The organism is Pantoea sp. IMH (assembly GCF_000599885.1).
GTDB lineage: Bacteria > Pseudomonadota > Gammaproteobacteria > Enterobacterales > Enterobacteriaceae > Erwinia.
In genome coordinates, this window is the sequence record NZ_JFGT01000002.1 from 764,575 (window position 1) to 784,820 (window position 20,246).

Annotated in this window: 18 protein-coding genes; 3 read left to right on the forward strand and 15 right to left on the reverse strand. The window is 56.9% G+C overall.

The genetic code is table 11. From position 1 onward, the window contains the following. Window positions 1-7: 7 nt before the first annotated feature. A complete protein-coding gene (gene pncC, locus EA20_RS0103530; RefSeq protein WP_038381520.1) occupies window positions 8-502 on the reverse strand; it encodes a nicotinamide-nucleotide amidase in 495 nt (164 codons plus the stop codon). Between the two features lie 129 nt (window positions 503-631). Beyond that, on the reverse strand, window positions 632-1,405 hold the full coding sequence (gene tam / locus EA20_RS0103535; RefSeq protein WP_024965517.1) for a trans-aconitate 2-methyltransferase: 774 nt from the start codon (window positions 1,403-1,405) through the stop codon (window positions 632-634). 178 nt (window positions 1,406-1,583) lie between these two features. On the opposite strand from tam, the gene EA20_RS0103540 reads away from it, so the two are divergent. After that, a complete protein-coding gene (locus tag EA20_RS0103540; RefSeq protein ID WP_024965518.1) occupies window positions 1,584-2,756 on the forward strand; it encodes a carboxylesterase in 1,173 nt (390 codons plus the stop codon). A 116-nt stretch (window positions 2,757-2,872) separates the two neighbouring features. Here EA20_RS0103540 and mltB read toward each other — a convergent pair whose 3' ends face one another. After that, window positions 2,873-3,949, reverse strand: coding sequence for a lytic murein transglycosylase B (mltB, locus tag EA20_RS0103545; protein ID WP_024965519.1), 1,077 nt, complete (start codon window positions 3,947-3,949; stop codon window positions 2,873-2,875). A 198-nt stretch (window positions 3,950-4,147) separates the two neighbouring features. Between mltB and EA20_RS0103550 the strand changes: the two genes are divergently transcribed. Beyond that, window positions 4,148-4,735, forward strand: coding sequence for a DJ-1/PfpI family protein (locus EA20_RS0103550; RefSeq protein WP_024965520.1), 588 nt, complete (start codon window positions 4,148-4,150; stop codon window positions 4,733-4,735). Window positions 4,736-4,773: 38 nt separating this feature from the next. Here EA20_RS0103550 and lldD read toward each other — a convergent pair whose 3' ends face one another. The 8 genes from lldD to EA20_RS0103590 all read right to left on the reverse strand — a co-directional run bounded on the left by lldD (window position 4,774) and on the right by EA20_RS0103590 (window position 12,153). Beyond that, window positions 4,774-5,910: an FMN-dependent L-lactate dehydrogenase LldD gene (gene lldD / locus EA20_RS0103555; protein ID WP_024965521.1), complete on the reverse strand. Its 1,137-nt coding sequence runs from the start codon at window positions 5,908-5,910 to the stop codon at window positions 4,774-4,776. Window positions 5,911-5,925: 15 nt separating this feature from the next. Further along, entirely contained in the window at window positions 5,926-7,158 is a 1,233-nt protein-coding gene (gene fucP / locus EA20_RS0103560) for an L-fucose:H+ symporter permease (RefSeq protein ID WP_024965522.1), read from the reverse strand. An 82-nt stretch (window positions 7,159-7,240) separates the two neighbouring features. Next, on the reverse strand, window positions 7,241-7,600 hold the full coding sequence (locus EA20_RS0103565; RefSeq protein ID WP_024965523.1) for an L-rhamnose mutarotase: 360 nt from the start codon (window positions 7,598-7,600) through the stop codon (window positions 7,241-7,243). After that, window positions 7,597-8,373 (reverse strand): SDR family oxidoreductase, encoded by a 777-nt coding sequence (locus EA20_RS0103570; protein WP_024965524.1) that lies wholly within the window; start codon window positions 8,371-8,373, stop codon window positions 7,597-7,599. Before EA20_RS0103570 ends, EA20_RS0103565 begins: the two co-directional genes overlap by 4 nt. Further along, a complete protein-coding gene (locus EA20_RS0103575; protein ID WP_024965525.1) occupies window positions 8,370-9,218 on the reverse strand; it encodes an amidohydrolase in 849 nt (282 codons plus the stop codon). The genes EA20_RS0103570 and EA20_RS0103575 overlap by 4 nt, the downstream gene beginning before the upstream one ends. Continuing rightward, entirely contained in the window at window positions 9,218-10,507 is a 1,290-nt protein-coding gene (locus EA20_RS0103580) for an L-fuconate dehydratase (protein ID WP_024965526.1), read from the reverse strand. Before EA20_RS0103580 ends, EA20_RS0103575 begins: the two co-directional genes overlap by 1 nt. A gap of 25 nt (window positions 10,508-10,532) precedes the next feature. Next, entirely contained in the window at window positions 10,533-11,375 is an 843-nt protein-coding gene (locus EA20_RS0103585; protein ID WP_024965527.1) for an ureidoglycolate lyase, read from the reverse strand. A gap of 37 nt (window positions 11,376-11,412) precedes the next feature. After that, the gene (locus tag EA20_RS0103590) at window positions 11,413-12,153 is read right to left on the reverse strand and encodes an SDR family oxidoreductase (RefSeq protein WP_024965528.1); all 741 of its coding nucleotides are present in this window, start codon (window positions 12,151-12,153) and stop codon (window positions 11,413-11,415) included. Window positions 12,154-12,364: 211 nt separating this feature from the next. Here EA20_RS0103590 and EA20_RS0103595 point away from each other — a divergent pair, with 211 nt between their 5' ends. After that, the gene (locus EA20_RS0103595; RefSeq protein WP_024965529.1) at window positions 12,365-13,120 is read left to right on the forward strand and encodes a FadR/GntR family transcriptional regulator; all 756 of its coding nucleotides are present in this window, start codon (window positions 12,365-12,367) and stop codon (window positions 13,118-13,120) included. 288 nt (window positions 13,121-13,408) lie between these two features. Here the strand turns inward: EA20_RS0103595 and narI are convergent, their stop codons facing one another. Genes narI through EA20_RS0103615 form a run of 4 tightly spaced genes read right to left on the reverse strand, consistent with a single transcriptional unit; the run spans window position 13,409 to window position 20,110 of the window. After that, window positions 13,409-14,086 (reverse strand): respiratory nitrate reductase subunit gamma, encoded by a 678-nt coding sequence (gene narI, locus EA20_RS0103600; RefSeq protein WP_024965530.1) that lies wholly within the window; start codon window positions 14,084-14,086, stop codon window positions 13,409-13,411. Window positions 14,087-14,088: 2 nt separating this feature from the next. Beyond that, window positions 14,089-14,811 carry a nitrate reductase molybdenum cofactor assembly chaperone gene (gene narJ / locus EA20_RS0103605; RefSeq protein WP_024965531.1) on the reverse strand — a complete coding sequence of 241 codons (723 nt, stop codon included), beginning with the start codon at window positions 14,809-14,811 and terminating at the stop codon, window positions 14,089-14,091. Then, window positions 14,808-16,352 (reverse strand): nitrate reductase subunit beta, encoded by a 1,545-nt coding sequence (gene narH, locus EA20_RS0103610; protein ID WP_024965532.1) that lies wholly within the window; start codon window positions 16,350-16,352, stop codon window positions 14,808-14,810. The genes narJ and narH overlap by 4 nt, the downstream gene beginning before the upstream one ends. Then, window positions 16,349-20,110 (reverse strand): nitrate reductase subunit alpha, encoded by a 3,762-nt coding sequence (locus EA20_RS0103615; protein ID WP_024965533.1) that lies wholly within the window; start codon window positions 20,108-20,110, stop codon window positions 16,349-16,351. Before EA20_RS0103615 ends, narH begins: the two co-directional genes overlap by 4 nt. Window positions 20,111-20,246 lie beyond the last annotated feature (136 nt).

Sequence of the window (20,246 nt, forward strand, 5' to 3'; positions counted from 1 at the left end):
ATCAAGTTTATTTTTTGAGAAAATAGTCACGCAGCTTCAGCAGCGCGCAGGCCGTGGCCTGGCGGCGAACGGCCTCCCGGTCGCCGCTAAAAATTTCACGCAGGGCGAGCGTCGGCTGCCCCTGAGCCGCGAAGGCAAACCAGACGGTGCCAACCGGTTTTTCTGCCGAACCACCATCTGGTCCGGCAATCCCACTGACGGAAACGGCGAATTGCGCTTTTGCTTTGGCTCTCGCGCCCTCCGCCATCTCTTTGACGACCGGCTCACTGACGGCACCAGCCTGCTCAAGCGACGCCGCCGTCACGCCCACCAGCTCCTGTTTAGCCTCATTACTATAGGTGACAAAACCACGCTCAAACCACTGCGAGCTGCCCGGGATATCCGTCAACACTTTCGCTATCCAGCCGCCAGTACAGGATTCTGCGGTAGTCATCGTCGCGCCGAGCTTAAGCAGGCGCTCCCCCACATCTGCGCTTAGCTGCGCCAGTTCCTTATCCGTCATCATCATTCAAAAGCTCCCTCAGCAAAATAAACGTCAGATTACCACTGTTTATGCGTCTCACGCTGAGAAATGCCCCGCTATGCGGCCGCCTTTCCAGCCATGGTATTGCGGTGAGATTTGCCACCGCACTCAACCTCTCCTGGCGACGATAAACAGGCGTGGATAGGGCATCAGCACACTGCCATCCTGCCTTGGCTGATAAGCGGAAACCAACTCAGCGAGATAGCGTGTGAGATAAGCCGCTTGTTCAGCCTGATCCAGCGATGCCAAAAACGGCCGCAGTCCGGTCGATCTCAGCCAGTCAATCATTGCCGAATGGGAAGGCATGACGTGATAGTAAGTGGTTCGCCAGATGTCCACCGAACACCCTACGGCACTTAGCAGGTCATAGTAAGCTTCCGTGGTAAGCAGGGATTGCCGGTGCGAGGGGTCGTGATGAATCTTAGCCCGCCACACGCCGCTTTCAGCCACTTTCCGCATCAGACGATGAGTCGGCTGATCAAGATTATCCGGCATCTGCACCGCCAGCACGCCTCCTTTGGCTAGTTGAGCAACCAGCGTTGGCAGCAGCGTGGCGTGATCGCTCAGCCATTGTAGCGAAGCATTGGCATAAAGGAGATCCTGAGGTGAACTGGCGCGCCAGCCCTGAATGTCCGCCTGTTCGAACCGACAGCCGGGAAGACGCTGAAGCGCCTGTTCCAGCATCGCCTGCGAGCTGTCGACACCGGTGATGTAGGCCTCCGGCCACGCCTGACAGAGCAGTGCGGTGCTGTTACCGGGGCCACAGCCCAGATCGGTGATATGCTGAACCTGACGAAGCGGGATCCGGGAAAGTAACTCTTTTGCCGGTCGGGTCCGCTCAGCTTCAAACTGCCGGTAAAGATCGGGGTTCCAGTCTGTCATCTTTTTCTCTTATGTAAGATCGGCTTCACCTGATTAACTTTAGAAGCTCCTGGCGGCAGGGCAAAGATTCAATTGCCGCAGAACATTTTCCTGTGCTCTTATGCAGATCCGGGATGGATGTTCAGACTTCAACAACGAAATCCGGTTGCACTCATTTTTAACAGGGATACGCAGAAGAATGCGCATAGCCTCACTCTTTGCTGGTGTAGTTATCATGCTGCTGGCTGGCTGCGGGCATTCGTCACAGCAGCATCCGCCTTCCGGGCAATCTACTTTTGCGCAGTATCAGCGGGAAACCACGCATTGGGTGCAGCAGCACCGTGATTTTCAGAGCCCCGACAGAAAGATGGAGCTACGCTGGAATACGCCACAGGAGTGGCGTCCGGAAGGTCGCGCGCAAAAAGGCATCCTGTTAATCCACGGTCTGGGCGACGCTCCTGGCTCCTTTACGGATATTGCGCCCGAACTGGCCAGGCAGGGCTTTCTGGTGCGCAGCGTGCTGCTACCAGGGCACGGTACACGACCGGAAGACTTAAACGCCGTCTCGGTTAATGACTGGCGCCGCGTGGTCAGTGAACAGGCGACGCTCCTGCAAAAAGAGGTGGATGAAGTCTGGCTGGGTGGGTTTTCTACCGGCGCGAATCTGGCGATTGAATATGCCGTTAAGCATCCTGAAGTGGCAGGGATGCTGCTATTTTCCCCTGCCATAAAATCCAATGAACCGCTGGTCGCATTGACGCCTTTCATCGCCCCTTTCCGGCAGTGGTTAAAAGCTCCCCGCACGGGTTATCCCCTACAGCGCCCGACGCGCTATATGATTGTCCCCACCAACGGATTTGCCCAGTTCTGGTACTCCAGCAGCGCGGCGCAAGCCGCTTTGCACCGCCATCCTTACGATAAACCGGTACTGATGGTCCTGACTGAACATGATTCGGTGCTCGATACACCAGCAATGCTGAAAGCGTTTGATCAGCAGTTTACCTCGCCGCGAAGTCGTCTGATCTGGTATGGCGCTCCTCAGCGAGAACGGGTGCTGTCCCGTAGGGTACTCGTACGCCCTGACGCCCTTCCCCGGCAACGTATCAGCCAGTTTTCGCATATGTCAGTGCTGTTTTCGCCGCAAAACCCGGTTTACGGCGTCAGGGGAAGCGACCGGATGTGTGAGAATGGTCAGCGTGAAGAGAATTATCGCGCCTGCCGGCAGGGCGCAGAGGTCTGGTTCTCAGCCTGGGGTTATCGCGAAGTTGGGAAAATCCACGCCCGGCTGACCTGGAATCCGTGGTTCAGTTGGCAAAACGAAATAATGACGCAGGTTGTGACTGAAGAAAATAGCAGCCCCGATCGCGGATAAGTCAAAAGACCTGACTTAGGGCTGAAATTTTACGCCGCCGCTGCCTGACTGAGCATTCCCTGCGGGTAAAAAAACCGGCCCGTGAGGCCGGTTTGGTGATCATGCCAGCGAAGCGGTTACTGCCCCCCTCTGGCATCCCGTACTGCCAGGCCCAGTTGCCATACGGCCATGGCGTAGTGGTTGCTGTGATTGTAGCGGGTGATGGTGTAGAAGTTCGGCAGGCCGAACCAGTATTGATAGCTTTTCCCCATATCAAACCGCAGCAGGCTGACCTGCTGATTCTCATCCAGCCTGACATCCGCCCGGTAGCCCGCCGCCGCCAGCGATGAGACAGAATAGCGGGTACTGAAGCCGGTCTTTAATCCGCTCTCGCCGCCGCTGACCTGTAGCGCTACCGTGCCATCTTTCAGCCAGCCGTGGGCGCTGAAGTAGTGCGCAACGCTGCCGATGGCATCGACCGGATCCCAGAGATTAATATGACCATCGCCGTTAAAATCCACCGCGTAGCTTTTGAATGAGGAAGGCATAAACTGGCCGTAACCCATGGCACCGGCATAAGAGCCCCGCAGATCCAGCGGGTCATCCCCTTCATCACGTGCCATCAGCAGGAAGGTTTCCAGCTCGCCGCTGAAAAATTTTGCCCGTCGCGGATAGTTGAACGCCAGAGTGGCAAGCGCATCAATGATTCGCGTTTTGCCCATCACGCGTCCCCAGCGGGTTTCCACACCGATAATGCCCACGATGATTTCCGGCGGCACGCCGTAAGTCTGATAAGCACGCTGCAAGGCGTCCTGATACTGATTCCAGAATGCCACGCCGTTCTGCACGTTTGAGGGGGTAATAAACTTGGCGCGGTAGCGGAGCCAGGCACCGTTAGGCCCGGTTGGCCCCTGAGTTGTCGGCGCCTGGCGATCCATCAGCCGGATCACCCAGTCCAGGTTTTTTGTCTGCGCCAGAATGTTATGCAACTGCTGGCGGTCAAAGTTATGTTCACGCACCATTTTATCGATAAATGCTTCCGCTGCCGGATTGGTGGCAAAATCGCCGCCCAGCGGGGCCACGTTGTGCGAAGGCTGTAACAGGAAACGATCGCCTCCCTTAAAAGGGTTGCCGTGCGGTTCAGGCGGCGGGGCTTTACTGCTGCAGGCGGACAACAGGAGCAACGCAGGTAAAACGGTGACCAGATAACGCATTCAATATCCAGAGTGAAAAGCGGAACAGTAGCCCTTATGGTAGAGCATCGCTCCTGAACATGAAAATAGATGGCCGGTAAATTCCCCCGCAATTTTTGATTTTTTTCCGGCTCGTTTCCCTGACCAGAAAGCCGTTGACACTGTGAAAATAAAACGCTATTTCATTTATCAGGAATTTGTGTTTAATCAGGAGGCGTGATGAGCAAACAGGCTGCGGTACTGCTGGCCCCGGGATTTGAAGAGGCGGAAGCCTTTATTCTGATCGATGTGTTAAATCGTCTGCACGTGAAGGTAACGACCGTGGCCTGCCACGATTCCCGTGAAGTCATCAGCTATCATGCAGTGCCTGTGATCGCTGATGTGCTGCTAACGCAGCTGGATCAGGAGTTTGATGCTGTGGTCATCCCCGGTGGCCCGGAGGGAACGGTTAATCTGGCGGCAAACCCGCTGGTTACGGACTTTATACGTCGTCACGACGAGGCGGGAAAATGGATTGCCCCCATCTGTTCGGCGGCAGCACGCGTGCTCGGTGGCCATCATCTGCTGAAGGGACGCCGCTATACCTGTTCCGGGGATCTCTATAAAGGCATCAGCGATGGCGTCTATACCGGCGAAAACGTGACCGAGGATGGCAATCTGATCAGCGGAAAAGGCCTGGGCGTGACCTTTGACTTTGCTTTCCAGCTCGCCTGGCGACTGACTGGCGATACGGCCACCGCCGATTTTCAGGCCGATCACATTTATTACGATAACTGGCGTTCCGACCGTGGTGTCAACGCCCGGTAATCTGTGCCGTCGGCAGACCTGCTCCGCCGACGGTTTTATTACAGCGCCACCAGCGAATCCCGGCTGATATCGGCCACCGATTTCGCACCGGTCAGGGTCATGGCCACGCGCATCTCTTTCTCCATCAGCGTCAGTAAATTCACCACGCCCGCTTCGCCCGCCGCGGCCAGCGCGTAAACAAATGCCCTGCCCAGCAGCACGCTATCTGCCCCCAGCGCGATCATTCTGACCACATCCAGTCCGGTGCGAATGCCGGAGTCGGCCAGAATCTTGATCTCTCCTTTCACCGCATCCGCAATGGCCGGTAACGCCCGGGCAGTGGAAAGCACGCCGTCCAGCTGGCGTCCGCCATGGTTAGAGACCACAATACCGTCTGCGCCAAAGCTGACGGCATCCTTCGCATCCTGCGGATCGAGAATACCTTTGATGATCATCGGCCCTTTCCAGAACTCCCGGATCCACTCAAGATCCTTCCAGGAGATCGAAGGGTCGAAGTTGGCGCCCAGCCAGCCGATATAATCTTCCAGCGTAGTCGGCTTCCCGCGATAGGCGGAAACGTTGCCCAAATCGTGAGGTTTGCCGTTCAGCCCAACGTCCCAGGCCCACTGCGGATGCATCATCGCCTGCACAATACGCCGTGAAGCCGCGTTAGCGCCGCTCATACCGGAGTGCGCATCACGGTAGCGGGCGCCGGGAACCGGCATATCGACCGTAAAGATCAGGGTTTTCACCCCGGCGGCCTGCGCTCTCTCCAGCGCATTTCGCATAAAACCACGATCTTTCAGCACATAGAGCTGAAACCACATCGGCCGGTCGATAGCGGGCGCAACTTCTTCAATAGGACACACAGAGACGGTCGAGAGCGTAAAGGGAATGCCTTTACTGGCGGCGGCGCGGGCCGCCTGGACTTCACCGCGCCGGGCGTACATCCCGGTCAGGCCCACCGGCGCCAGGATCACCGGCATCGCCAGGTCTTCACCAAACAGCGTGGTGTTCAGACTGAGTTCAGACATATTTTTCAGTATGCGCTGACGAAGCGCAATATCAGCCAGATCCTCTGTGTTGCGCCGCAGGGTATGCTCTCCATAAGCTCCACCATCAATATAGTGAAACAAGAAAGGGGGCAGCCTGCGCTGCGCTGCCGCCCGATAGTCCGTTGATGCAGATATGATCATCTACTCTCCTGCCTGTTAGTGATGCGCTCGCTGGCGGAGTCCGTAAGCCAGTACCACAGCGAAACAAAGTAAAGGTAAAGCATAGGCGACTGCGGTACTGTAGCGGTCCGCGACAGCGCCCATCAGGTAAGGCATGATCGCGCCCCCCACAATCGCCATGATCATCAGCGAACTGGCGCGTTTAGTCTGTTTGCCCATGTTTTTGACGCCCATAGCAAACAGCGTGGGGAACATAATCGACATAAAGAAAAATATTGCTACCAGGGCAATGACCGACAGAGTCTCCACGCCCGAAACCACCACGGCGCAGAGCAGGATATTGATCGCGGCGTATACCACCAGCAGCGTAGCCGGACGCACACGTCCCATCAGCCAGGTACTGAAAAAGCGTCCAACCATAAAGCTAATCATCCCTACCGAAAGCAGATAGGAGGCATTCTGGTTTGAGAGGTTTTGCCAGTGCTCGGTAGTGTAGTTGATAAAAAAGGCGCCTACGCCGACCTGGGCCGCAACATAAAAAAATTGTGCAATCACGCCACCGGTAAAATGCCCATGCTGCCAGAGACTTTTTCTGTCGCCGCTGCTCTCTTCGGCCTCCTGCGCACGGATATCCGGCAGACGCGTGCGGCCAAAAACAAAAGCGATCGCCAGCACCAGCACCGCGATAACCACGTAAGTAGTTTTCACCGAGGCCAGCCCTTCCGTGGTCGTTCCCTGGGTGGCTGAGAAGAAGAGCGAGCCGCCAATAACCGGGCCGATAAACTGGCCTAATCCGTTAAAGGATTGCGACAGATTCAAGCGTCGTTCGGCACCGGAAGGATCGCCCAGCACGGTGGCGTAAGGATTTGCCGCCGTTTCAAGACATCCCAGCCCCAGCGCGATGACAAACAGCGCCAGTAAAAACAGGTTAAAACTCGCCGCCGCCGCCGCGGGCACAAAGAGCAGCGCGCCCAGCGCATAGAGGCAGAGTCCTACCAGTACACCGGCTTTATAGCCGTAGCGATCCATAAAGAAGCCCGCCGGCAGCGCGATAACAAAATAGGCACCAAAGTAAGCCGCCTGCAGCAGTCCTGACTGCGCTTTGGTAACGTGAAGCACATCCTGAAAGTGTTTATTCAGCACATCCAGCAGCCCGTAGGAGAGGCCCCACAGAAAAAACAGGACGGTAACCAGCGTAAAAGCGAGCCGGTAGTTTGATACGGCGTTCTGCCCGCGCCAGGCCGGTGCAGTCGTTTTATTGACGAGCATATTTCGTTCCTCGGTAGCTGTTGCCAGTACAGCGAAAAACACCGGCAGAGAGATTAGGTTTCCTGCATAACGCAGCGATTCGTTAGTCGGACGTGTCCTGCTCCCTGAGGCTGAATATCTTCTCCATCGCCACCCATTTTTCCCCCGGCGGCGTCCAGGGGGTGGGCCGCTGATACTTCCACATCAGCGCTTCCCACTCGCAAACTTTCGCATCGCGTCCGCTTTCAAGAGCAAAGCGTTCGCTGTCAAAATCCGCAGCGGTTTCCATCATCATCACCAGCCGGTTACCCAGCAGATAAATCTCCATATTGACGATGCCATAGCGCCGCAGATGGCGGGTAATTTCGGGCCAGATACGATGATGATGCTGACGGTATTCTTCAATCAGCTGCGCATCATCGGCCAGATCCAGCGCCTGGCAGTAGCGCCGAGCCCCCTTCACGTTAACGCCCTGTCGAGATGGGTATAGCCGCCATCAACCATCAGCCATTGACCTGTCGTATGTGACGCGCGGGCTGAAAGCAGAAAGACGGCTGTATCGGCAATTTCCCGCGCCGTGGTCATTCTTTTGCCCAGCGGAATGTGGCGCGTGATCTGCTGCAACTTCTCCTCTGGCTGGTCGAAGCTTTTAATCCAGCGATCATAAAGCGGCGTCATCACCTCTGCCGGGATCACCGCGTTCACGCGTATCCCGTCCTGAAGCAGCGAGGCGGCCCATTCCCGGGTTAGCGCCAGTACGCCTCCTTTAGCAGAGGCGTAGCCGCTGGTATTACCCTGTCCGGTCAGCGCCGTTTTGGAACTGATATTCACGATGGCCCCTTTGCTGGCGCGCAGGGCATCAAGACAGAGATGCGCCATCAGATAGTAATGAACCAGATTTTTCTCGAGCGATCGCACGAAAGCCTCGCGTCCGGCCTCAAGCCCGACGCCATCATTGACGCCGGCGTTATTGACCAGGCCGTCGATGCGGCCAAAGGCTGTTATTACGGCATTCACCGCATTGATACAGCTGCTTTCATCCTGTAATTCCGCAAGCTGGAACAGCGTGGCAGGCTGCATTTCACGCAGTTGCGCCATCAGATCCGCCGCGGGTTCGCTGTTGCTGACGATGACCGGAATCGCCCCCTCTTCCGCCAGCGTCAGTGAAATAGCGGCACCGATGCCGGAACCGCCGCCGGTCACGATAAAGACTTTATTTTCTAGGTGCAGGTTCATGCTGCTACTCCGTCGATCCGGTAAATACGGCAGGCGTTGCCGCCCAGAATATCGGCCTGTTCGCTGGCCGACAGCGGCGAAATGGCCCGTTCACCAAACTGCCAGGCCTCCTCATAGCTGGCCGCCAGCAGACAAACCGGCCAGTCTGAGCCCATCAGCAGACGATCGCTGCCAAAAAGCGCCAACGCCGCGTCGATAAAAGGCAACAGATCGCCAGGCGCACAGCCGGGTGGTCGGGGTTCGGTCAGCAGGCCCGATATTTTACAGCTGACGTGGGGCAGCGCGGCCAGCGGCGCAATTTGCGCAGCCCAGGCCTTTGCGCCTGCGGCAATATCGGGTTTACCCAGATGATCGAGTACCACCGGCCCTCTGTCGTGGCGCGCGGCGAAACGCGTGGCTTCCTCCAGATTGCGGTGTGTGACCAGCAGATCGTAAACGTAACCCTGCTGCTGCACCTGGCGCAGCCCGGCATTGACGGCATCCAGCTTCATCCAGCCGTCGGGATCGGCCTCATCCTGAATCAGATGGCGAAAGCCGCGCAGCAGCGGCTCACGCCGATACTGCTCAAGCTGCTGCGGCAGGTCACGCGCCGTCAGCGCCACCCAGCCCACAACGGCACGCACCCGATCGCTGCCTTTTGCCTGACTGAGCAGCCATGCCGTTTCCTCAGCCGTTTGCCTCGCCTGCACCAGCACCGTTCCGTCAACCCGCTGCGCCGCCAGCCCTCCGGCCAGCTGCTGAGGTACAAAGTCCTGCCTGAGCACCTTCATCTCGCCGTTTATCCAGCCATATTCTGTCGGGCTGTAGCGCCAGAAGTGCTGGTGCGCGTCGATTCTCAGCGTCATCAGTTCGGCGCCTGAGCAACAAAACGGTAGGCTTCAATCGACGCCGGAAACATTTCGATGGAGAAACCAGGATGCTCAGGCGGCATATAAGCCGCGCCTTTAATCACGCAGGGATGGACAAAGTGCTCATGCAGATGGTCAACATATTCAATCACCCGGCCTTCATGTGTCCCGGCGATGCAGAGATAGTCAATCATCGACAGATGCTGAACGTATTCGCACAGTCCCACTCCGCCAGCATGCGGGCAGACCGGCAAATCATATTTTGCCGCCATCAGCATCACCGCCAGGATCTCATTGACTCCTCCCATGCGGCAGGCGTCGATCTGCACCACGTCAATCGCTTCCCGCATAATGAACTGTTTGAACATGATGCGGTTCTGGCACATTTCCCCCGTGGCAACTTTTACCGGCGCGATGCTTTCGCGTATGCGCCGGTGACCTTCGATGTCGTCCGGGCTGGTGGGCTCTTCGATAAACCAGGGTCTGGCAAAAGCCAGCTTATTCACCCACTCTATTGCCTCACCGGTTTCCCAGACCTGATTGGCGTCGATCATCAGTTTACGATCCGGCCCGATTACGTCGCGGGCAATCGTGACCCGGCGGATATCATCTTCCAGATCCCGGCCAACTTTCAGCTTCAGATAATCGAAACCGGCATCCACCGCCTGCTGACAAAGGCGACGGAGTTTATCGTCCGGATAGCCGAGCCAGCCTGCCGAGGTGGTGTAACAGGGATAGCCCTCCTCCAGCAGAGAGGTGAGGCGCCGGGCTTTATTATCCGCCCGCTGTTGCAGCATCGTCAGCGCTTCTTCCGGCGTGATGCAGTCGGTGATGTAGCGGAAATCGATGCAGCGCACCAGCTCTTCGGGAGACATCTCCGCCACCAGTCGCCACAGCGGTTTGCCTTCCGCCTTACTCCATAAATCCCAGACGGCATTGATCACCGCGCCCGTCGCAAGATGAATCGCGCCTTTGTCCGGGCCAATCCAGCGCAGCTGGCTGTCGCTGGTAAAATCACGCCAGAACGCGCCCATATCCGCTGCGATATCTGCCAGGTTGCGACCGACAATCTGGTGCGTCAGCGCCCGGATCGCCGCACAGCAGATATCATTGCCGCGTCCGATGGTAAAGGTCAGGCCATGACCGCTCAGCGCCGGATTATCGGTTTCCAGTATCACGTAGGCCGCTGAATAGTCGGGATCGGGGTTCATGGCGTCGGAACCATCCAGCGAAAGAGAGGTAGGAAAACGCACGTCTTCGACGCGTAATGCCGTGATCGTTGTCATGAATGCTTCCTTAACTGAACGGATTTCAGGCCTGTTTTGTTAACTGGAGCTGTTCGCCCAGCCCTTCGATACCGAGGCGCATCTCCTGTCCGGCACGCAGATAGACCGGTGGCTTTTGCCCCATACCGACGCCTGGCGGCGTACCGGTTGAGATCACATCGCCCGGCTGAAGGCTCATAAAGCGGCTGAGATAGCTGATAACCTCCGGCACCTTAAAGACCATGGTGCTGGTGTTGCCGTTCTGATAGCGTTTGCCATCCACTTCCAGCCACAGGCTCAGATTGTGCGGATCGGGGATTTCATCGGTAGTAACCAGCCAGGGGCCGAGCGGGCCGAAGGTATCGCAGCCTTTGCCCTTGTCCCAGGTGCCGCCGCGCTCAATCTGAAATTCGCGCTCCGAAACATCGTTGATGACGCAGTAGCCGGCAACGTGTGAAAGCGCATCCGCCTCGCTGATATAGCGTCCGCCGGTGCCGATCACCACGCCAAGCTCCACTTCCCAGTCGGTTTTCACCGAGTCTCGCGGGATCTCAACCGCATCATTCGGCCCAACGATGGCGCTGGTCCACTTGCTGAAAACGACCGGCTCTTTCGGGATTTCCGCCCCGGTTTCCGCAGCGTGATCGGCGTAGTTCAGGCCGATACAGATAAATTTCCCGACCTGCCCCACGCAGGGGCCGATACGCGGCGAGCCTTCCACCAGCGGCAGCGTATCGGGCGAAATCTGGCGAAGCTTAGCCAGTGAGGCGGGCAGCAGTGCGCTTCCGGCCAGATCGTCGATCGTTTGTGATAAATCCCGCAATTTGCCCTGCTGATCGAGCATGGCCGGACGTTCCTGGCCAGGCTGGCCGTAGCGTACTAATTTCATAACGTTTCCTCAGATCGCTAAAAGGTTAACAGGCGGATTAGTTGCTCCAGCCGCCATCAATAATATGTACCGCACCTGTGGTATAAGCACTGGCATCCGAAGCAAGATAACGGGCAAGCTCGGCAATCTCTTCGGTTCTGCCGATGCGGCCAATGGGCTGTCTTGCCACGAAGGCCTGATAAACCTCCTCTTCGCTGCGCCCTTCTGCCGCCGCCTGGGCGGCAATGCGCTGCTGAAGCGAGGGCGACTCCACCGTACCGGGACAGATGGCGTTACAGCGGATGCCTCTGGAAACATAGTCAGCGGCAACCGAGCGCGTCAGGCCAATCACGGCGGCTTTCGAGGTGCTGTAAGCGAAGCGGTTAGGCACGCCTTTTACGCTGGAGGCAACCGAAGACATATTGATGATGGAGCCGCTCTGCTGAGCCAGCATGCCGGGAAGAAACGCGCGTATAGTGTGAAACATCGCCGTTACGTTAAGATCGAGCGCAAACTGCCACTCTTCTTCTTTGCAGCTGAGAATGTCGCCGCTGTGTACCACGCCGGCACAGTTAAACAGGACATCCACACTACCGACCTCTTCAGCCAGCGCACGGATAGCCAGAGGATCGGTGACATCGAGGACTTTGCCGGTGACGCCCTGAATATCGGTAAGACGGGAAATGTTAATGTCTGTTGCCACGACCTCGGCACCGCAGCGGGCGAATAAAATCGCCGTGTTTAAGCCGATTCCCTGCCCGGCGGCGGTAATTAGCACTTTCTTGCCGTGAAGATCCATCGCGTTTCCTTAAGATAAAGGACTAATGGTCAGGCCATTAAGGGTGAAAAAAAGCGTTTTAAGCATTGCCCTTTTGCTACTATCGGGGGCATATTCAGCCTTAAAACGCGCTTTTGTTAACCAATTTTTCACATTTTAAAAACAAAGCGGCAAGCACAATTTCCGATAAATGCAGGCTGAATCGCTTAACGTCACTTTTCCCTGGTGGACTATGCCAATAAAAAAATTAGAGAATCCAAGGATCTACCGTCAGATTGCCGATCAGCTTAAGCGGCTTATCGACAGCGGCGAATTTCCGCCGGGCAGCCGGCTTCCCGCCGAGCGCGATCTGGCCAGCCAGCTACAGGTGAGTCGCGCCTCGGTACGGGAAGCGCTGATCGCGCTGGAAGTTATCGGGCTGGTTGATGTACGGGTAGGCAACGGGGTGATCGTCAGATCGCCCTCCGTCAGACCGGCTACCGAAGAGCCGGTAATGGCGCAGGCCGGGCGAAATCAGTGGGCGGATGTGGATGATGAACTCGATATCCAGCTTGACTTCAGCGCTGAACTGCCGCCTTTCTCCCTGCTGCAAACGCGGCGACTGATCGAGCCTGAAACCGCAGCGCTGGCGGCAAGACATGCCTCTGATGATGAACTTACGCTGATTACGCAGGCATTTGAGCAGAACTGCCGCGATAACCGGCAAGGTTCCGCCACCCACCCCGGCGATCGCCTGTTTCATATCCGCATCGCGCAGGCGAGCGGCAACCCTGCTTATGCCTTTATCATCGCGCACTTGCTGGGCCATCGTTACGGCACCATGTTTCGCAGCCTGCAACAGCATTACACGCCGCAGGATATGCCTCACCGTTCAGAAACGGAACACCTTGCCATTCTCACAGCGCTGAAAGCCCGCGATCCGCGCGCGGCGAAAAAAGCGATGAAGACGCACCTGGATTCGGTGATCGCCATATTTGGCAGAGGCTGAGGCGGTGTGTGCGGTTTGCGATATCTGTACGAGACAGGTTAAGTGTGCGCAAAGCGTGGGATGTCCAGATTAGCCCGTTAAGCGGGCTGAACCAGGTCGTTCCTGGAAGCAGTTAAGCAGCAAACTGACAGCATAAGTAACAGTGAGTCGCCTCTGCTTTTTCGCCAGCCCCGTTTACTTAAAAAAGACGTCAAATGCTTTTTTGACCAAAAAAAGGCCGGAGTTTCCGGCCTTCTACAGTCATGGCATCGCTGTTGCAGACAGCATCGTCCCGTGGTGGCTGAACGGTTAGTGGCGGTTGCGCACTAACTGATAGCGGCGGGTCAGATACTCCACTGGCGCACTCCAGATATGCACCAGGCGACAGAACGGAAAGAGCAGGAACAGCGTCATACCCAGCACCATATGCAGGCGGAAAATCAGCGCCACGCCCTCAAGATGCTGTGAAGCATTCCCCTGGAAAGTGACCACGGCCTGCGCCCAGCCTACCAGCTTCATCATCTCGCTGCCGTCCATATGCTGGGCGGAGAACGGTATCGTCAGCAGACCCAGACATACCTGTACCACCAGCAGCGTAATGATCATGATGTCACCAAAGCTGCTGGTCGCCCGCACGCGGGGATTGGTCAGACGCCGCTTAAGCAGCAATCCGCCGCCTACCAGCGTCATCAGGCCGAAAATCCCACCGGCAATCATCGCCAGTTTCTGCTTAACATCGATGGGCAGAAAGGATTCGTACATCCAGTGCGGCGTCAGCATACCGACGATATGCCCGAAAAAGATGCCGATAATACCGATATGGAACAGGTTAGAGGCCAGACGCATGCCCTTTTTATCAAGCATCTGGCTCGATCCTGCACGCCAGCTGTACTGCCCGTAGTCATAGCGCAGCCAGCTGCCCACCAGGAATACTGTACCGGCGATATAGGGATAAATATCAAAAAAGAACCGAGTTAAGAATTGCATGATTAGCTTCCTGTGGATCGCGTTGTGGCCTGGGCCACGTCCAGATACTGAGGCGCAACCGCTCCGGCAAAGCGACGCTGGTGCGCGGCCTGCTGCGCCGACGCGCAGCCCTGTTCTCCGAGGAACTTAATCTGCTCCTCTTCCCAGACGGCATCAAGCGCCGCCGGAGTATCATCGCGGGCCTCTTTCTCTACCTGCGTTTGCAGGCTCTCCGCCGCCACATCGGTGCCTGATACTGAGAGCAACGCATCAAACAGCACGGCGTAAGGGCTTTCACGCTGTTGCAGTCTGGCCGCCAGCAGCGCCAGAATCGGCACGATATCCCCTAATCCTTCCCGGGCACGCTCAGCGCTGCCGTTCGCCAGATATTCCAGGTAGAGCGGCAGGAAGTCCGGCAATTCTCTGGAGTCCAGCTCCAGGCCATCGGCCCGGTACTGCTCCAGAAGATCGACCATCGCCTGGCCGCGATCGCGTGATTCGCCGTGCACGTGTTCAAACAGCAGCAGAGAGGTAGCTCTGCCCCGGTCAAACAGCTCACAGTACTCTGCCTGCACATCCAGCAGCGGACGTGCAAAGAGTGTCTGAATAAAATTCACCAGCCGGGCGCTGTGACGAAGGTTTACTTCGCTGGCGGACTCCAGCGCTTCGATCAGCTCAGCCTGATGGTGAAACAGCGCTTCATCCGGGTAGTCCAGCAGACGCGCGATAACTCGAAGGGCAATCATGAGGCATCCTCCTGGCGAACCGTTTTCGGCGATACATCGATCGCATCGATACGGCGGCTGTTAAACAGGTTGAATTTGCCGTTACTGCCGTGGCAGCCATCCCCGAAGCTGAAGCCGCAGCCCTTACTTTCCGGGAACGCTTCCCGAGCCAGTTCGCGATGGCTTGATGGCACCACAAAACGATCTTCGTAGTTTGCGATAGCCAGATAGCGATACATCTCCTGCGCCTGCGCTTCGGTCAGCCCTACCTGCTCCAGCGCACGGGTATCCACTTCCCCTTCCACCGTTTCGGCGCGTTTGTAGTGGCGCATGGCCAGCATACGCTTCAGCGCCAGCAGGACCGGAGCGGTATCGCCTGCGGTCAGCAGGTTCGCCAGGTACTGCACAGGAATACGCAGACTTTCAACATCTGGCAGTACGCCGGTGTGCGCCAGCGCACCCGCATCAGCGGCGGACTGGATTGGCGACAACGGCGGCACATACCACACCATTGGCAGGGTGCGGTATTCCGGATGCAGCGGCAGCGCCAGCTTCCATTCCATCGCCATTTTGTAGACCGGCGAACGCTGCGCGGCGTCGATCACGCTATGTGGGATACCCGCTTTCAGCGCCTCTTCGATCACCACCGGATCGTTCGGATCGAGGAAGATGTCCATCTGACGCTGATAGAGATCTTTTTCATGTTCCGTTGATGCCGCTTCTTCAATGCGATCGGCGTCGTAAAGCATCACGCCCAGATAGCGGATGCGGCCCACGCAGGTTTCAGAGCAGACGGTTGGCTGACCCGCTTCGATGCGCGGATAGCAGAAAATGCACTTCTCTGACTTGCCGCTCTTCCAGTTGAAATAGATTTTTTTGTAGGGGCAGCCGGTCAGACACATGCGCCAGCCGCGACATTTGTCCTGGTCGATCAGGACGATGCCGTCCTCGCCACGCTTATAGATGGCACCGCTCGGACAGGTAGCCACACAGGCCGGGTTCAGGCAGTGCTCGCACAGGCGCGGCAGATACATCATGAAAGTATTTTCAAACTGGCCGTACATCTCTTTCTGGATGTGATCGAAGTTTTTATCCTTGCTGCGCTTTTCAAACTCGCCGCCCAAGATCTCTTCCCAGTTCGGGCCATTTTCGATCTTCTTCATCCGCTGACCGGTGATCAGCGAGCGTGGACGGGCGATAGGCTGATGCTTACCGGCGGGTGCGTTGTGCAGATGCTGATAATCAAAATCAAACGGTTCGTAATAATCATCCAGCGCCGGTACGTCCGGGTTGGCAAAAATTTTCGACAGCAGACCCACGCGGCTTCCCATGCGCGGCTCCAGCTTGCCGCTGATTTTACGGATCCAGCCGCCCTTCCACTTTTCCTGATCTTCCCAGGCATGGGGATAGCCCACGCCCGGTTTGCTTTCCACATTGTTAAACCAGGCGTACTCCATCCCTTCGCGGCTGGTCCAGACGTTTTTACAGGTAACCGAACAGGTATGGCATCCGATGCATTTGTCCAGGTTCAGCACCATGCCGACTTGCGAACGAATTTTCATAGCGTTTTCTCCTGCTGGCTGCCCTGGTAATCATCGTTACCTTCGCCGTCTAACCAGTTAATGTTGTTCATCTTTCTGACTACCACGAACTCATCACGGTTGGAGCCGACGGTGCCGTAATAGTTAAAGCCGTAGGAAAGCTGCGCGTAACCGCCGATCATATGGGTCGGTTTCGGACAGGCTCTCGTCACCGAGTTGTGTATGCCGCCACGCTGGCTGGTGATCTCCGAACCCGGGATATTCACAATGCGCTCCTGGGCGTGATACATCATGGTCATACCGGCGGGAATACGCTGGCTGACGACCGCACGGGCGGTCAGCGCGCCGTTGGCGTTAAACACCTCGATCCAGTCGTTATCCACGATGCCCAGCTCCTTCGCGTCATCTTCACTCATCCAGACGATCGGGCCGCCGCGTGACAGCGTCAGCATCAGCAGGTTGTCGCTGTAGGTGGAGTGGATGCCCCATTTCTGGTGCGGCGTCAGGAAGTTGAGCGCCTTCTCCGGATTGCCGTTCGGCTTTTTGTTCAGCAGCGGTTTGGCCGCGCGGGTATCAATAGGCGGACGGTAAACCAGCAGGCTCTCCCCAAAAGCGCGCATCCATTCGTGATCCTGATAGATCTGTTGGCGGCCGCTGAGGGTGCGCCACGGGATCAGCTCATGCACGTTGGTGTAGCAGGCGTTGTAGGAGACGTGTTCATCTTCCAGACCGGACCATGTCGGGCTGGAGATGATCTTACGCGGCTGCGCCTGGATGTCGCGGAAGCGGATCTTCTCGTCTTCTTTATTCAGCGCCAGATGAGAGTGATCGCGGCCGGTAATATCGCTCAGCGCCTGCCAGGCTTTCACCGCCACCTGGCCGTTAGTTTCAGGCGCCAGCGCGAGAATCATTTCTGCCGCATCAATGGCGGTATCAATGTTCGGACGACCCGCCGCCGGGCCATCAGCCTTGACGTAATTCAGTTTCTTAAGGAAATCGACTTCGGTCTGAGTGTTCCAGCTGATGCCTTTACCGCCGTTACCGAGCTTGTCCAGCAGCGGGCCGACAGAGGTAAACCGCTCCCAGGTCGCCGGGTAATCACGCTCGACCGCAATGATATGCGGCGCGGTTTTGCCCGGAATCAGGTCGCATTCGCCTTTTTTCCAGTCTTTTACGTCGAACGGCTGCGCCAGCTCTGCCGGGGAGTCATGCTGCACCGGTAGCGTAACAATATCCGTCTCCTGACCAAGGTGGCCGATGCAAACCTCAGAGAACGCTTTGGCAATGCCTTTATAGATTTCCCAGTCGCTTTTAGATTCCCAGGCCGGATCAACGGCTGCGGAAAGCGGATGAATAAACGGATGCATATCCGAGGTATTCATATCGTCTTTCTCGTACCAGGTCGCCGTTGGCAGCACGATATCGGAGTAGAGGCAGGTGCTGGACATGCGGAAATCGAGCGTCACCACCAGATCCAGCTTGCCTTCGCCGCCGTTATCCAGCCACTCCACTTCTTCCGGCATCACGCCGCCCTGCACGCCCAGGTCTTTCCCCTGAATACCATGCTCGGTGCCCAGTAAATATTTCAGCATGTACTCATGCCCTTTACCGGATGAGCCCAGCAGGTTTGAGCGCCAGACAAAGAGGTTACGCGGGAAGTTCTGCGGGTTATCGGGCTGTTCAGCCGCAAAACGCAGCGTGCCCTGCTTCAGGCTTTCAACGGTAAAGTCCACCGGCGACTGACCTGCCGCTTTCGCCTGCGCGGCCAGATGCAGCGGATTGGTGTTGAGCTGAGGCGCTGATGGCAGCCAGCCCATGCGTTCAGAACGCACGTTGAAATCGATCAGGCTACCGGTAAAGCGGGTTTTATCCGCCAGCGGCGAAAGCAGATCGCGGGTGGCGACGGTTTCATAACGCCACTGGCTGGAGTGGTTATAGAAGAACGAGGTGCTGTTCATATGACGCGGCGGACGCTGCCAGTCAAGCGCAAACGCCAGCGGTGTCCAGCCGGTCTGCGGACGCAGTTTTTCCTGGCCCACATAGTGCGCCCAGCCACCGCCGCTCTGGCCGACGCAGCCGCAGAAGATCAGCATATTGATCAGACCACGGTAGTTCATATCCATGTGATACCAGTGGTTCATCCCGGCACCGACGATGATCATTGAACGGCCGCGGGTCTTCTCCGCATTTTCCGCAAATTCGCGGGCGATGCGGATAATATTCTGGCGCGATACGCCCGTGATCTGCTCTGCCCAGGCTGGGCTGTATGCCTTCACGTCGTCATAGCTGGCGGCGCAATTCGCATCATCCAGACCGCGATCGAGACCATAGTTTGCCAGCGTCAGATCGTAGATGCTGGCCACCAGCGCGTCGCTACCGTCAGCAAGCTGGAGACGTTTTACCGGCAGCTTATGCAGCAGGATCTCGTCTAAGGCCACGCTGTTGAAGTTTTCACTTTCCGTGCCGCCAAAGTAAGGGAAGCCCACCTCGGCCACCTCGTCATGGCTGCCAAGCAGGCTGAGCTGAAGCTCCACTTCCTGCTGTGACTTACCATCACGCTGCTCCAGGTTCCATTTCCCTTTTTCGCCCCAGCGATAGCCGATAGAGCCCTGCGGCGCAACCAGTTCACCATCAGCCTGATTAATGGCGATGGTTTTCCATTCCGGGTTATTGTCCTGGCCGAGGTTATCGACCAGATCGCTGGCGCGCAGCATACGGCCTGCGGCGTAGTGACCGCCTTCACGCGGTTCCAGCAGCACCAGCATTGGCATATCGGTATAGCGGCGGACGTAGTCACGGAAATAGCTCACTTCACGATCGAGGTGGAACTCTTTCAGCATGACGTGGCCCATCGCCAGCGCCATTGCGCTGTCCGTCCCCTGTTTAGGGTTCAGCCACTGGTCACACAGCTTGGCCACTTCCGCATAGTCTGGCGTAACCGCCACGGTTTTGGTGCCTTTGTAACGCACTTCCGTAAAGAAGTGGGCATCTGGCGTACGGGTCTGCGGCACGTTAGAGCCCCAGGCCATAATATAAGAGGAGTTATACCAGTCGGCCGATTCCGGTACGTCAGTCTGCTCGCCCCAGGTCATTGGTGAAGCAGGCGGCAGGTCACAGTACCAGTCATAAAAGCTGAGGCAGGTTCCGCCAATCAGCGACAGGTAGCGCGCACCAGCCGCGTAGGAAACCATCGACATCGCCGGGATGGGAGAGAAGCCCATAATGCGGTCCGGGCCGAAGGTTTTTGCCGTATAGACGTTGGAAGCAGCAATCAGTTCATTCACTTCCTGCCAGCTTGAGCGCACGAAGCCGCCGCGACCGCGTGCGATTTTATAGCTTTTGGCTTTTTCAGGATCGCTGACGATAGAACCCCACGCATCTACAGGATCGCTATGCTGCGCCTTTGCTTCACGCCAGAGTTTAATCAGGCGTTTACGCATCAGGGGATATTTCAGGCGGTTAGCGCTGTAAAGATACCAAGAGTAGCTGGCGCCACGTGGACAGCCGCGTGGTTCGTGGTTAGGCAGATCGGGACGGGTGCGCGGATAGTCGGTCTGCTGGGTTTCCCAGGTGACCAGGCCGTTTTTCACATAAATCTTCCAGCTGCACGACCCTGTGCAGTTAACGCCATGCGTCGAGCGGACAATCTTATCGTGCTGCCAGCGGCTGCGGTAGCCATCTTCCCAGTCACGATTAGCATTGAGGGTCTGGCCATGATTGCCAGAAAAGGGTTCCGCTAACTGTTTGAAATAGCGAAACCGATCGAGAAACTTGCTCATCCGGAATTCTCCTGAAGGCTCTGTAGTTATAGGGGTACTTAATGACATTGCTTAATCTGTGGGCAAGCGTACTGGTCGGGTAGTAGCTGCAGATTGACAGGGATCAACAGAAATCCGGGGAGAAACCAGGGGTTTT